Source organism: Mesobacillus subterraneus (assembly GCF_000934845.1).
GTDB classification, from domain to species: domain Bacteria; phylum Bacillota; class Bacilli; order Bacillales; family Cytobacillaceae; genus Mesobacillus; species Mesobacillus stamsii.
This window is the reverse complement of record NZ_JXIQ01000195.1, coordinates 1-14,336: the sequence shown is the minus strand read 5'-3', so window position 1 is coordinate 14,336 and position 14,336 is coordinate 1. Positions and strand designations below refer to the sequence as shown.

Genomic DNA, 14,336 nt, shown 5'->3' with positions numbered 1-14,336 from the left:
CCATAGGTTTTATTTACCTATAATAATTGGACGAATATTCCTAAAATCCTTTAATTCCATTTATATAGTATGGAATTAATTTAAAAAAACTCAATTATTTTCACCAATATTTTTTTATTTTAATAAAAAGTCCTTTAAAAATTGATAAAGTCACAAACCACCTGTTCAACAGGTGGTTTGATTTAGCCCTATAAGGGCATGATACTTTCAACGCCTTAAAGACGTGATTCGCAGGCCGGTCACTATCAATGATTTATTTTATCCTCTATCAAATCTGCATCAATTTGATTTTTAATGTATTTCTTTATTACTTCTTCATTTCTTCCCACCGTATCCACATAATAACCTCGTGCCCAAAAGTGCCTATTTCCTTTCTGCTTATATTCTGGATGCTGATCAAATTCATTAAAGCACTTTTTCCTTTTAAATACCCCACAAACGTTGATACACTTATTTTAGGCGGAATTTTTACACATAAATGGATATGGTCAACTGAAACGCCCCCTTCCACTATTTCTACGCGTTTATAGTCGCATAGTTTTCTAATGATCTCTCGAATATCTTCTCTGAGTTTTCCATACATTACAATACATTACTACCTATATTTAGGAATAAACACAATATGGTACAAGTAATTCCATTTTGTATATGATAAACTTGATTTATCCATTATGGACGTCCTCCTCTGCATGACATTGGCCTGCGAAACCTTTGTTTTTATAGCAGAGGAGGACTTTTTTATACGTAAAGGCACTTCCATTTCTGATCTCCCACGCTTAGCGTGGGGCTTAATCTGGAGTTAGGTGGTGTATTCCTCTAAATCCATCAAAAAAGGACAAGATCATGGACAAGATTTCATTAAAAACAATGGTTTTCTCCATAACTCTCAATTATTATATAATGCGGTTTTTTTCCCTTTTTTCCTGATAGTTTCTCGTTTCATTTTAGAGCAATTTTCCCGCCATAAACCGAAAAAAATGGCTTCTCTACCTGAATGAGAAAAGCCTAATTGGTCGTTTTTCTTCTATAGTAATGAGCTTTTTCCTAATAACAAAATGCGTTATGAAACTTGCTTTGCTTAGTATACCTACATTTCGGGAAGTTACTGCAATCGTAAAAAAGAGCCGTACTTCCCTTCTTGATAGTTATCCTCCACCACTATTGGAGCATACATTTTGTTTACTATCTTCTTTTTCTTTTTGCGAACCTTTTCTTTACGGAATCTCTTAAGCCCACGGCCACCAGAGTTCCCATTCATAGGCATGGAAACGGTAATGGGCCCCGTCCTTTTTGGCAGACAGCTTCCCGATATCCACCTAGTTTCCTTCTTCCCATGCCTTGATTTTTAATTCTCCTGAAAGGCTGATTGTATTAGAAGCCGGGAAAGGAAGTTAAGCTCATGGTCAACGAGCCCATCAAGGTTATCCTTCGTCACTAGAGCAGAATCCGCCTGATACAGGAGCTTGAACCAATCTTCCTTGCTTAAGGCTTCCCGGAGCTTTTTGATGAATTTCATGTTCCACTTCACTTCAGAGGTATTGCCGTCCTCCATTTTTGCGAATACGGGAATCCTTATAAAATTTCGGGTTATCTTAAAAAAAAAGCAGACTTTACGTTTTAACAAAAGCCTGCTTTTTCATAGTTTATTAATTATTAATTCTCTTTTTTATTTCATCATACATCTCGTCAATTCCCATTCCTGTTAGTAGTGGAAGTCCGTCAATTACATGGTCTCTTACATGATCTGGGACGATAGTAGTTGAAACTACAATATCATACTCATGAATTCTGTTAATTTCGTCTGCCACCTTAGATTGGTAAAGAGTTACCTTATCTTTTAAACCTTCTTGTTCTAACCACTCTTTTACTTTTCCCGTAACCACAGTGGAAGTTGCCACTCCTGTTCCACACATAATCAAAAGTTTTTTCATGTTGCTTTCCCCCTACCCATTTAATTAAGTTTTGCCGTTGGATCCTCAGCTACTCCTATTACTTTTTTTACTTTAATTTTATTAATATAAATCATTAATCCTAATACGATTACCCCGATTAATGCAATACTGTACCAACTGAAAATCTTAGGAAGCCAAACAAATAGGAATGTTGTCCACACAGCGCCATCTACTAAAGAAGATATACTTTGGTTGTTGCCCATATCAAAGTTCGCAGATTTTGCTGCACTTGTTAACAATGGAGCTACCCAAGTGGCAATATATAAACCTACACCGATGTATAAAGAAGCACCAATGATGGTTCGAATAATATTACCTCGAAATACAGGTACCATTAATGCAATAATAAATGGAATAGTTGCTAAGTCAGCAAATGGTAGTACTCTATTTCCTGGAAGTATAACCGCTAAGAATAAGGTAATTGGCACGATTAACAAAGATGCTGATAATACTGCAGGGTGTCCAATTGCTAGTGCACTATCCATACCAATATATAGATCTCTTCCTGGAAAGCGCTTCTTAACAAAGTTACCCGCAGCCTCAGAAATTGGCGAAAGCCCTTCCATAAGTAAAGATACCATACGTGGGAGTAGTAACAAAACCGCACCAGTTTGAACCCCTAAGTTTAGCACTCCTTTAACATCATATCCAGCTAAAATACCAATGATCAAACCAATCAAAACACCCATAACAGTTGAATCTCCTAAAACTCCTAAACGCTTTTGAATTGTATCTGGATTTGCTTCTAACTTATTAAAGCCGGGGATACGGTCAAACACCCAGTTTAATGGTTTAGCTATAATATAGGATGGTATAGATGTTCCATGTGGGAAAGTAATATTCTTAAATCCGTAAAACTTTTCAATATCTTTTTGTATTAAATCAGCAAGCAAGAATAATAGCATTAAGTGAACAACAATTGTTGCAATTCCAATTGGAAAGCTACCAGTTAAAGCATACACTAATGCACCCGTAAAAGCAGCGTGCCAATAGTTCCAAACATCGACGTTAAGCGTACGCATAAGACCAAAAGTTAGCAATATTACGTTTAATCCAATACCAATCGGAATTGCTAAGCTTCCTAATGCTGTACCGTAAGAAATAGCTGCAGCTGCGGGCCATCCTACGTCAATTATACTCAATTCCACACCAAAATTTTCTACCATTGCTTGAGCGGCCGGCCCTAAACTGTTTCCTAATAATCCAATAACCAAATTAATACCAATAAATCCAATACCAACAGTTAAACCAGAACGAAACGCCTTACCTACTTTTGTTCCTAATACCAATGCGAAAACAAAAATAATGATTGGTAACATAACGCTTGCACCTAGGTCAACAAACCACTGTAATACACCCATTACATAATCCTCCCTTTAGCATTTCTATATGGATAAATCATTACCACCTTTTTTAATTATACGACCCTAATAATTCATGAAATTCTTCAGAACTTTCTACCTTAGCAATTCTCTCAACAGCATCACTATTTTGAAAAATTCCAGTTAACTTTTGTAGAATTTCTAGTTGTTCATGAGGATTGTTTAAAGCCAACATAAAGATTATTTTGACATCGACTTCTTCATTCAGGTTGTTCATCGATGAAAATTTTACCGGTTCTTTTAATGTAGCAAACGCTATCTTGGATTTTATCACTTTGTCCGCATCCGTATGGGGGATGGCTAACCCATATGGATTTGTCGGCAATCCTGTCGGGTACACTTTTTCTCTTTCCATTACACTTGCAACAAAATCATCAGTCACATAACCTTCTTCATATAATCGGTTACCTAGTACACTCAAAGCTCTTTCTCTTGATTCAGCTTCAAGATTAATTAAGATTAATTCATCATCTATTTTCATAATGAGCCCTCCTTTTTATCTTGAATAACTAATTGAAAATCTTCTATGGTCTCCACAATGGAACTACTACTATTTGCAACAAGAAGTTTCTGTAATGTTAATTCATTTTCTGCGAGCTTACTAAGTTGATAAATTGCCTTAACATGCTGGGTAGCATCGGTTGGTGCAATAATAACAATAAAGTTAATGTTATGATCTTTCGAAAATAACACACCATTCTTCACAACTAACAAGCTCATGCTTAGTTTGTTCACACCATGTTCTGGACTTGCATGCGGGATAGCCATTGATTTCCCTAAAATCATATAAGGGTGGTTAAAGTCATGCGACATAATCATTGTTTCTACATAATCTTTTGTTATTGAATGATTATCTATCAATGGTTTTGCCGCGAAACGTATGCCGGTTTTCCAATCCGAGACTGTATCTATCATTTGAATTGTATTTTCATTAATGAGTTGATTTAAATCCGGGTTCCTATCTTGTTGCGCTTCAATAAAAGGTTCACTTTTGCTTGGGTAAAAAAATTCCTGGATAGCAGCCTTTAGTTTTTCGGTAGAGTGAATATCAGCAGATTTTTCAATAATACTAAGTAATCGTTGTAAATCTAGGGTTTCACTTTTGAAACCATACATCCATTTCATTACTCTTTGCCTTAGTAGAGCCTGATCTTTTTCAGATAAAAATACATTAATAATAAAAACGTTTGCATTAGATTTAATTGGTTCTGGAGAAAAAACAATTTCTACATCATTTGGGTTCCTTTCGTAAAATTCTCTAACAGACATTGTTTCGTAAAAATAAAACTCTGGAAACAATTTTGTTAACGTGTTTCTCAGTAGTTTCGAAACCGTGACACCATTGCGACAAATTACAATCGCTTTCTTTCTTTCCACCAAACTTTGTTTGGTTTCAATTAGGTGCCCGCCAATAAATAACGTTATATAAAATCGTTCATTTGTCGGGATTTCACTATTAATATATGTTTCAAGTGGACCTAAAGAAATTCCAACAATGTAATCAAGTTCTACATATGCTTTGTCTAGTTGAACTACTGTGTCATGAAAACTAGTTAGATTATATTTAATTCGATAATAAGCTGGTTTTAAATGTAACATTAGTCGATTGACTAAATAATCTTTATTTCTTAGCTCAATAAAAGCATTTTTTTCAAACAATTGGATGGTTTCTATCAAAGCATTTTTTAAACCATTTTCGGATAGGACTTCGCCCGAAAATATATTTGTAGCTAAAAGCTGTAATGTAATATAGAGCCTTTCGACTTCAGGTAAGTTTTTTTCATACTTAATAAGGTGTTCAGTGGCTTCGTATTCTTTCGTATCAGAAAGTTCTTTATACTGAATCTGGAAATCAAAAGTAATAATGTTTCCTCTATTTACCCTTTCTAAAATAATTCCTATGCAGTATGGTGAGAGTTGCAGCTTTTCATCTGTAAACTTAATTCCAAGAAATTCCTCGATCTTTTCTAACTGTAAAAAAATAAAATCAAGCTTCTTTTCATCTAACATAGCAAAGTCTTGAATTAAGGCGAGCCCAGCATACCTGTCACTTAATTCGTTCAAAATGTAATACAAAAGATTTCGTTGAATCCACTCCTCCCCAAATAGTTGGTATCCCTCCGTTCGGGAATAGATAATCTCTAAACCAAAGTCTTTTACTCTTTGTTTGGCTTCTTTCATATCGCTTAGAATCGTTACATTGCTAACCTTCAAAGCCTGTGTAAAATGAATTAATGACAAATCATCTTGAGCTAAGAGTATAAAAAGGATCAATAAAACCCTTTCCTCTTCAGATAATATATAATTTTTCGCAATCCTTAACTTGTCATTTGCATGCAATTCAGCTAACACTGGTTGAATAATGAATTTTCCATTTTTTAACCTTGATATTGTAGGATAATTGTTAACCTTGAGCCAACTATTAATCTTTTCCACACTATATTTTATTTGTCTTCTCGTAAGTCCCGTTTTACTCTCTATATCTTTACTAGACATATTCGGATGACTGATCAGGTCTTCCAGAATATTTTTACTTCTCTTATCAAGATACATTCAGAGTTCTCCTTACTCATTATTTTATCATCGTAAACCAGTTTTGTATGCGCTTTCAAATTAAGAACTTTATCCCTGAAATTGTCTTACTTTTTAATCAATTATTGACACAGAGGAATAGTTGGCTAAATATTTAGTTCCGTTTAGTATTCTCAAACGTTCATACAAAAACGAAGGGCCTCCGAACGACCATCTAACGTTAATGATGCACTCCTTTTCCTAACCACGAAGCTGCTGCTTCATAGAGAGTTTCAGAAATAGATGGATGTGCATGAATCATACTGGCCAACTCTTCAACTGTTCCTTCCAAGTGGATAAATGCAGACGGTTCGGTTATCATCTCTGTCACATGTGGACCAATCATAGTTACTCCTAGTATTTCACCATACTTTTCATCTGCCAGAAGCTTTACAAACCCTTCTTTTTCATCAAGGGCTAATGCTTTTCCGTTACTGTTGTGATCAACTCTTACCACCTTGTATTTGATGCCTTTTTTCTTCAATTCTTCCTCAGATAGCCCAACACTTGCTATCTCTGGGTTTGTATAAACACAACGTGGAACTACTTTATAATTGACTGTTTCTTCTTCACCACTAGCATTCGCTGCCGCCACAAGTCCTTCAGCACTAGCAACATGAGCTAGTTGATAACCTCCAATCACATCACCGACAGCATAGATGGACGAAATACTTGTTTGCATTTTTTCATTCACTTTAATAAATGGACCGTCCAATTCTAAAGATAATTTTTTAGAAGCAGCAAGGTTTGGTTTACGACCAACAGATAGCAAAATCGAATCCGTATTAATCACTTCGGTACTGCCATTGTTTTTTTCAATGTGCACTTGCTTTTTCCCTTCGAATTGCGCTAGTTTAACAACCTTTGTTTTCGTAAAAATATTAACACCTTTTGCTTCTAACGACCTTTTTAAAACTTTTGATGCCTCAGGGTCTTCCGTAGAGATAATCCGATCTGCCAGCTCGACAATGGTCACATCCACATTTAAGCTTGAGAAAATACCTGCAAATTCAACCCCGATAATACCTCCACCGATAATAACAATGGATTCTGGCACTTTCTCTAAATCAAATACCGTGTCACTTGTAAGATAAGGTGTTTCATTCGCCCCTTCAATTGGCGGTACAATTGGTGTTGATCCAGTAGCCAGAATAATCTTTTCCCCATAAATCGTTTCTTGTTTATCTTTAGATTTTATCGTAATTTCCTTGTTAAATTGGACCTCACCGTAGCCATTGTACACATCAATTTTACCCTGCTTTAATAAGAAACCTATCCCGGTTCTCAACTGATTAATCACCTGGTCTTTACGTTTTAGCATCTTCGGGAAAGAAAAGGTCACCGGCCCTGTCTCAATTCCCCAAGCCTTTGCTTTTTTGATATTTTCTATAACCTCTGCATGTCTTAGCAAGGTTTTAGAAGGAATACATCCACGGTTTAAACAAGTTCCTCCTAAATAATCCGCTTCAACTAAGGCCACTTTTCTTCCTAGTTTTGCTGCTCTAATCGCAGCAACATACCCACCAGGACCGCCGCCTATTATGACTACTTCATATTTTTCCAAGATTATCTACCCCTCATACTAATAATTCAAATGGCTGTTCAAGAACGGTCTTCAAATCAGTTAAAAAGGCGGCCGCAGGTGCACCATTAATGATACGGTGATCAAACGATAAGCTAAGTGTCATCATTGGTCTTAGCTTTATCTCACCGTTAATACCAACTGGTTTATCATTAATCCTCCCTACCCCTAAGATTGCTGATTCTGGTTGGTTTATAATAGGTGTAAATGTATCAACAGCATACATTCCTAAGTTACTAATGGTGAAGGTACCACCTGACATTGAGTTAGGGTTCAGCTTATTATCTCTCGCTTCTCTCCCTAATGTCTTACATTCTTCCGTCAATCTAGCTAATCCTTTTTGATCAACATGTTTTACAACTGGAACGAGTAATCCATTACCTACCGCTACTCCTAATCCAATATTAATAGCTTTATGCATAACAATCTCATCGTCCTGAAGGGAAGCATTAACGATTGGATGTTTCTTTAGTGTGTACGCTACGGCTTTCATAATAATTTCTGTGTAGGATAAACGGTAGCCATTTTTCTTTTCTATTTTATCTAGCAATTGTTTACGCATCGAGATTGTTTCAGTCATATCAATTTCAGTCGTTATGGTCACATGAGGTGCGGTTAGGGCACTTTCAACCATCCTTTTCGCAACTACTTTACCTATATTGTCTAGTTTCACTCGTTTACTATCTGTCCCTTCATCAGTTGAAGGCACAACCTCGTTCCCTTCTACATCCGAACGATATATTTTACCATTAGGTCCCGTGCCAGCTATTTGTGAGATATCAATTCCTTTATCATCTGCCACTTTCTTTGCCAATGGAGTGGCTTTCGGACTAGAACGCAGATAATCAATCACATCTTCTACATGGATTCTGCCATTAGGTCCAGAACCAGAAACGTCAAACAATCGAACACCCTCTTTTCCAGCTAATTTCCTAGCTGCTGGAGTAGCGCGCACTTTTTCTCCTGATTCCCTTTCCTCTATTTCAATAATTGGTTCTGTGGATTTACGCTTCGCTTCTTCATTATTTAAGTCACTTTGTTCTACCGTTTGGATAGATGAACTTGATTCACCAGGTGGAGAATCAGGAACCTTTTCTCCTTCTTCTCCGATAAACCCGACGACATGGTTAACCGGGACTTCCGCATCTTCATCAAAATAACGTTTAAGTAGGATTCCCTCCTCATATGCTTCAACCTCAATATTAATCTTATCTGTCATGATTTCAAAAAGGGGCTCTCCAACTTCCACACTGTCACCTTCTTCTTTAAACCATTGAAGTAAGGTCCCCACTTGCATTGTACTACTCAATTTGGGCATAAAAACTTCTTTAGCCAAACCAACTCTCCCCCTTCTTTACGCATATGTTACTATACGTTTGTTTAGTGTTTCCTTTACCGCTTCAATAATATCAGGCACCTGCGGTACCGCTGCTTTTTCTAACTTCGGGCTATAAGGGATTGGAACGGCTTTACCTCCAACTCGTTTAATTGGTGCATCCAAATAATCAAATGCGTCACTCTCGGCGATAGCACTAGCAATTTCTCCACCGTATCCTCCTCGTTTTACAGCTTCGTGAACAACTACTAATCTACTTGTCTTTTTCACAGACTCAATAATAGTTTCTGTGTCTAATGGCACTAATGTGCGAGGGTCAACGACCTCCACACTAATTCCTTCTTTTTCAAGTTCAACAGCTGCTTCTAAGGCTTTATGAACCATAATAGCGGTTGCAACGATAGTTACATCTGTCCCTTCACGCTTTACATCCGCTTTCCCCAACGGAATGGAGTACTGCTCTTCAGGAACTTCACCCTTAGTTTTATAAAGAAGCTTGTGCTCATAAAAAATAACTGGATTATCATCGTCAATAGCAGCTTTTAAAAGTCCCTTTACATCATAGGCTGTTGATGGTTGAACAACTTTCAGCCCAGGGATATGTGTCATCCATGCTTCCAAGCTTTGTGAGTGCTGTGCCGCTGCGCCTGTTCCTGACCCAGCTGGCGTTCTTAAAACCATAGGGACTTTTCCTTTTCCACCATACATATAGCGAAGTTTTGCCGCCTGGTTAACCATTTGGTCCATCGAAATTGTAATGAAATCAGAAAACTGCAGTTCTAAAATAGGTCTCATACCTGTTAAAGCAGACCCTATAGCAGCACCAGCAATCGCCGATTCAGAAATCGGAGTATTTCTAACTCTCTCCGGTCCAAATTCTTCAATCATTCCTCGAGTAACTCCAAATGCCCCTCCATATACACCTATATCTTCACCCAGGATAAAAACGTCTTGATTTTGTCGCATTTCCTGGCTCATTGCTTCTCTAACAGCTTCTAAAAAAGTTATTTCCCTCACGAAGGTTTCCCCCTTTTCAAATATTAGGCATACACGTCTTCCATCAAAGAATCCAATGAAGGCTCTGGACTATTAGTCGCAAATTCAACAGAGTCTTCAATCGTTTTTTTGGCTTCTTCTTGCAAACTATCTAAGTACTTTTCATCAATCCCTTTATCGAGTAACATTTTCTTAAAACGAGCAATTGGATCCTTCTGTCTCCACTCTTTCTCCTCTTCACGTGTTCTGTACTTTTTAGCATCACTTTTGGAATGACCTTTCCAACGATAGGTCTTGGCTTCAATAATTGATGGTCCATTCCCGTTTCGAGCCCTTGATACAGCCTCATCTACAGCGTTCATAACTTCTAGAATATCGTTCCCATCAATTACTTCCCCAGGAATACCGTATCCTTTTGCTCTGTCTGCAATGTTTTCTATATTTGTCATTTCCTTAACAGAACCAGACATTCCATATTGATTATTCTCACAAAAAAATACAACTGGTAAATCCCAAATGGATGCAAGATTAATAGATTCATGAAAACTCCCTTCATTAGATGCACCATCCCCAAAGAAACAAAGGACAACGTATTCTTCCTTTTTCATTTTCGATGTTAATGCGGCACCGACGGCTAAAGGAATTCCTCCACCTACAATACCATTTGCACCTAAGTTTCCAGTTTCAACATCTGCAATATGCATCGATCCACCTTTACCTTTGCAATATCCAGTAGTCCGGCCAAACAACTCAGCCATCATTTTATTAACGTCTCCACCTTTGGCAATACAGTGTCCATGACCACGATGTGTACTTGTGATTTTGTCGATGTCTTTCAGCATAGAAATAGCACCCGACGCTGTTGCCTCCTGACCAACACAAAGATGGGTGGTTCCATGTATCATACCCTTAGCAAAAAATTCATCTACTTTTTCATCAAAGTACCGAATCAACCACATTTCCTTATACAAATCCGCTAACCTTTCCTTAGTAATTTGTGGGGGAAGCTTCACTGTTTTGTTCATTTCTTTACCTCCTAATTACATATGTTCTTAATAGTTACCTTTGTTATTATAATATATTCCTTATTAATTCAAGTCAAGGTATTTAATACCTTTGTAAGAATTATCTTAAAACTACAGGATATAGACAAAACTAATGCATTGTATTATCATTTATTTATATAATTAATATTCTATTGTTACAAATGTATTAAGGATAAACATTTTTAATTTATCTGCCAAATTAAAGGAAGTGTAAAATAATGCTAAGCTGGGAAGAGAGAAGACAGTTAGTAAAGATTGCTAATCTCTATTACAATGACAGTTGGACACAGGAACAAATCGCTAGAAAATTCAGTGTATCAAGGCCCGTTATTTCCAAGTCATTACAAAAAGCAAAAGAGGTAGGAATAATAGAGATATTTATTAAGGATGAAAGTGTTCATACAGTCAATTTAGAAAAAAGCTTAGAAAAAAGGTTTAATTTAACTGATGTTGTAGTAGTACCAATATCTAGTCTTACTCCTGATATGGTTACCAAATCAGTTGCTCAGGCAGGGGCCTATTATTTATCAAAAAATATGAAAAATGTTAAAACAATAGCTGTATCATGGGGAACTACATTAGCTGCCCTTGTCAAGGAGTATCCTTATGAATTAAGAGAAGCTGTAAAAGTGGTTCCTTTAGAAGGTGGCATGGGCCGAAAAAGAGTTGAAATTCATGCAAACCAAATTGCCTATGAACTCGCTAAAAAAATGGGTGGGACATGCTCATACCTCTACGCACCAGCGATAGTAGAAACACAGGAATTAAGAGAGCGACTAATGGTGATGCAGGATATAAACGAAGTATTAGAAGAAGGAAGAAATGCAGATATTGCAATTACCGGTATTGGAAACCCATATAAAGCTTCCACCTTGGAGAAAATTGGTTACTTACAAAGGGATGAAATTGATCGGTTAAAAAGTATGGGTGTTGCAGGCGATATGGGGTTTAGATTTTTCGATCAGAATGGTCATACTGTAGATAACTTACTCGATAAAAAAACAATTGGTATCTCTTTAGAAGAATTAAGAAACATAAAGACAGTAATAGCTGTGGTGGCTGGTTCTCATAAAACAGAAAGTATTCTTGCTGCTTTAAAAGGGAAGTACATCAACGTTTTAATAACCGATGAACAAACAGCCATGAATTTGTTGAAAGAAGAGTGAAGAAATCAATAACTTAATTTGATACTTTGCTAATTGAATATTGCAGACAGATTGACCCGGAAGTGCGAAAGTTTGAGCCAGTAAAGGAGCGCCACGCATCATGAAAAAAAGGTGAACAGCCAGCGAAATGGTTTTATCCACATTTCAATGGCTGCTGATTCTTTCTAAATCGTTTATCTTCTAATAGTTCGCCTTATACTTAAATTGCCCAATGAACCAGTTCATCAAAACAAGCTTACTCGTCTCATACACAAGTTGTTATTAAACTATCTGCTATTTCATCATCACTTCTTCTGGCAAATATCTGTGAAAGAAATACTTTGATACTCACTTTTAACTTCTCTTGGAATGATTTTCTCACCCCACAAACCATGACGTCCCTATATTGCCACTTCAATATCGACTAGAATCTTATAAGAATCATACACTATGCTTCTGTCAAGAACCGCATCTGCTATCAGCACCTATTCAAACCTAGAGTGCCCTCCCGGTGAGAATTGAAATCAAAATATAGATAAGCTCTCTCTATTCTTAGTTCAATAATTTCCTAATACGCGAAGGGCATCCTCTCACTGAATTTGATCTGGAATGCAAAAATAGAGGTAAGTTATTAAAAAAGTAGTTGTGGGAGTGTTGATTGAAAGAAGTAATCTGACTGATGCTGCCTTTAATAAACAACATAAATATCAGATGTGTTTATTTGAATATAAGCATTTTAAAAAAGCATTATGCATTAAATTACCTACAACATTTGCGTTGTAGGTATTTTCCTGAGCATCCTAACTATATTTTTAGAATTATCTAAATAATTTCTCAAAAAGTATTGACAGCGTTTTCTTTTGGTTTTACAATTAAACCGAATTGTAACATATGTTTTAACTTGTAACAAATGTAACGGAATGAAAGTGGAAACATTTATTAACTAGATGGGGGGATAATGCTTTGTCTATTTATCAAAAGCTGTTAATGCGTGACAAAGAAAACCATCCAATTAAAGTAGGCATAATTGGAGCTGGGCAGATGGGGTATGGTTTAATCTCTCAAATATCAAAGATTCCAGGAATGGTAGTAACAGGAATTTGTGATGTTAACAAAAGTGCTGCTCTTAAAGCAAAGAATTTCTATCAATCTCAAGAAAAAAGAATAGTTGCAACGCTTGTTTCAGATGACTTTCGAAGAATTGTGCAATCTAATGAGGTGGAGGTTGTTGTCGATGCTACGGGTGTCCCTGAAGTAGGGGCCAATATTTCTTTGGAAGCATTACTGTCCAAAAAACATTTAGTTCTATTAAATGTTGAAGTTGATATTACCATTGGATCTGTTATGAATCAATTATTTACCTCTGCAGGACTAGTATATTCAGGATCAGCGGGAGACGAGCCAGCGGCTATTGTTGAGTTGTATGAATTTGCAAAGACAATGGGATTTGATGTTGTTGTAGCTGGTAAAGGGAAAAATAACCCATTAATCCCAACGGCTAATCCAGATAGTTGTACTGCTGAGGCAAACCAAAAAAATATGAGTGCACATATGTTGGCTGCCTTCCAAGATGGAACAAAGACAATGGCAGAAATGAATTTATTGAGTAATGCTATTGGTCTTCTTCCAGATAAAGTCGGAATGCATGGTGTAGATGCTAATCTAAATAATGTTGCTGAAAAATTAAATCTAAAGGAAAATGGCGGGGTATTGAACAACTTGGGTGTTGTTGAATATGTAAATGGTTTAGCTCCAGGAGTTTTTGTCATCGTTAAGAGTGAGCTAGAACCAGTTAATGAGGAACTAAAATACTTGCTAAAAGTACATCCAAATCATGGTCCTCATTACACTTTGTATCGGCCATATCATCTAGCAAGTCTGGAAACACCAATTACAATTGCAAAAGCGGTCTTAGAACATAGTACCTCAATTCATCCATTAGGGGCTCCTATTTCAGAAACTGTAACTGTAACCAAAAAGGACATCAAAGCTGGAGAACCCCTGGATGGAATTGGAGGCTATTGTGTACGAGGGGTTCTGGAAACTCATGAAGATATGCGGAAAAATAACCACATTCCTATTGGATTAATTAGTGGAAAGGTAGTGGCAAAACGGAATATAAAAGCGGGGCATTTCTTGACCAATGATGATGTGGAGTTAGATCCTTCCACAACAGTTTGGAAACTCAGATCATTACAGGACCAATTATTTCCTTCAAAGACTTTGGTAAATATTTAACTATGTTAATGTCCTCATGTTGGTTGATGAAATAATATATTATACTAAATAATATATTATTTTAGATATATAGACGGAACTAAAGATT

The 14,336-nt window shown here is 36.6% G+C and carries 11 protein-coding genes and 1 pseudogene; 2 read left to right on the top strand and 10 right to left on the bottom strand.

Annotated features, from left to right (window positions below; all coding sequences use genetic code 11):
- Positions 1 to 245: 245 nt before the first annotated feature.
- The 10 genes and pseudogenes from tnpA to UB32_RS18440 form a co-directional block, all read right to left on the bottom strand.
- A pseudogene (tnpA, locus tag UB32_RS18485) lies at positions 246 to 583 on the bottom strand (IS200/IS605 family transposase).
- Positions 584 to 1,345: 762 nt separating this feature from the next.
- Positions 1,346 to 1,516 carry a hypothetical protein gene (locus UB32_RS20120; protein ID WP_157841640.1) on the bottom strand — a complete coding sequence of 57 codons (171 nt, stop codon included), beginning with the start codon at positions 1,514 to 1,516 and terminating at the stop codon, positions 1,346 to 1,348.
- 130 nt (positions 1,517 to 1,646) lie between these two features.
- Positions 1,647 to 1,931 (bottom strand): PTS sugar transporter subunit IIB, encoded by a 285-nt coding sequence (locus tag UB32_RS18475; protein ID WP_044396577.1) that lies wholly within the window; start codon positions 1,929 to 1,931, stop codon positions 1,647 to 1,649.
- 20 nt (positions 1,932 to 1,951) lie between these two features.
- Positions 1,952 to 3,313 (bottom strand): PTS galactitol transporter subunit IIC, encoded by a 1,362-nt coding sequence (locus UB32_RS18470; RefSeq protein WP_044396576.1) that lies wholly within the window; start codon positions 3,311 to 3,313, stop codon positions 1,952 to 1,954.
- Between the two features lie 52 nt (positions 3,314 to 3,365).
- Positions 3,366 to 3,815 (bottom strand): PTS sugar transporter subunit IIA, encoded by a 450-nt coding sequence (locus UB32_RS18465; protein ID WP_044396575.1) that lies wholly within the window; start codon positions 3,813 to 3,815, stop codon positions 3,366 to 3,368.
- The gene (locus UB32_RS18460) at positions 3,812 to 5,887 is read right to left on the bottom strand and encodes a BglG family transcription antiterminator (protein ID WP_044396573.1); all 2,076 of its coding nucleotides are present in this window, start codon (positions 5,885 to 5,887) and stop codon (positions 3,812 to 3,814) included. The genes UB32_RS18465 and UB32_RS18460 overlap by 4 nt, the downstream gene beginning before the upstream one ends.
- Before the next feature lie 199 nt (positions 5,888 to 6,086).
- Positions 6,087 to 7,472: a dihydrolipoyl dehydrogenase gene (gene lpdA / locus UB32_RS18455; protein WP_044396571.1), complete on the bottom strand. Its 1,386-nt coding sequence runs from the start codon at positions 7,470 to 7,472 to the stop codon at positions 6,087 to 6,089.
- Between the two features lie 10 nt (positions 7,473 to 7,482).
- Entirely contained in the window at positions 7,483 to 8,823 is a 1,341-nt protein-coding gene (locus UB32_RS18450) for a dihydrolipoamide acetyltransferase family protein (RefSeq protein ID WP_044396566.1), read from the bottom strand.
- An 18-nt stretch (positions 8,824 to 8,841) separates the two neighbouring features.
- On the bottom strand, positions 8,842 to 9,840 hold the full coding sequence (locus UB32_RS18445) for an alpha-ketoacid dehydrogenase subunit beta (protein WP_044396564.1): 999 nt from the start codon (positions 9,838 to 9,840) through the stop codon (positions 8,842 to 8,844).
- Positions 9,841 to 9,863: 23 nt separating this feature from the next.
- The gene (locus tag UB32_RS18440) at positions 9,864 to 10,844 is read right to left on the bottom strand and encodes a thiamine pyrophosphate-dependent dehydrogenase E1 component subunit alpha (protein WP_044396562.1); all 981 of its coding nucleotides are present in this window, start codon (positions 10,842 to 10,844) and stop codon (positions 9,864 to 9,866) included.
- A gap of 239 nt (positions 10,845 to 11,083) precedes the next feature.
- On the opposite strand from UB32_RS18440, the gene UB32_RS18435 reads away from it, so the two are divergent.
- Positions 11,084 to 12,031: a sugar-binding transcriptional regulator gene (locus UB32_RS18435; protein WP_044396561.1), complete on the top strand. Its 948-nt coding sequence runs from the start codon at positions 11,084 to 11,086 to the stop codon at positions 12,029 to 12,031.
- Positions 12,032 to 12,973: 942 nt separating this feature from the next.
- Entirely contained in the window at positions 12,974 to 14,248 is a 1,275-nt protein-coding gene (locus tag UB32_RS18430) for an NAD(P)H-dependent oxidoreductase (RefSeq protein WP_044396559.1), read from the top strand.
- The last annotated feature ends 88 nt before the right edge of the window (positions 14,249 to 14,336 follow it).

Coding starts and splice junctions, on each gene's coding strand:
- UB32_RS20120 (WP_157841640.1), bottom strand. CDS start 1,516: ATGAAATTCATCAAAAAGCTCCGGGAAGCCTTAAGCAAGGAAGATTGG.
- UB32_RS18475 (WP_044396577.1), bottom strand. CDS start 1,931: ATGAAAAAACTTTTGATTATGTGTGGAACAGGAGTGGCAACTTCCACT.
- UB32_RS18470 (WP_044396576.1), bottom strand. CDS start 3,313: ATGGGTGTATTACAGTGGTTTGTTGACCTAGGTGCAAGCGTTATGTTA.
- UB32_RS18465 (WP_044396575.1), bottom strand. CDS start 3,815: ATGAAAATAGATGATGAATTAATCTTAATTAATCTTGAAGCTGAATCA.
- UB32_RS18460 (WP_044396573.1), bottom strand. CDS start 5,887: ATGTATCTTGATAAGAGAAGTAAAAATATTCTGGAAGACCTGATCAGT.
- UB32_RS18440 (WP_044396562.1), bottom strand. CDS start 10,844: ATGAACAAAACAGTGAAGCTTCCCCCACAAATTACTAAGGAAAGGTTA.
- UB32_RS18435 (WP_044396561.1), top strand. CDS start 11,084: ATGCTAAGCTGGGAAGAGAGAAGACAGTTAGTAAAGATTGCTAATCTC.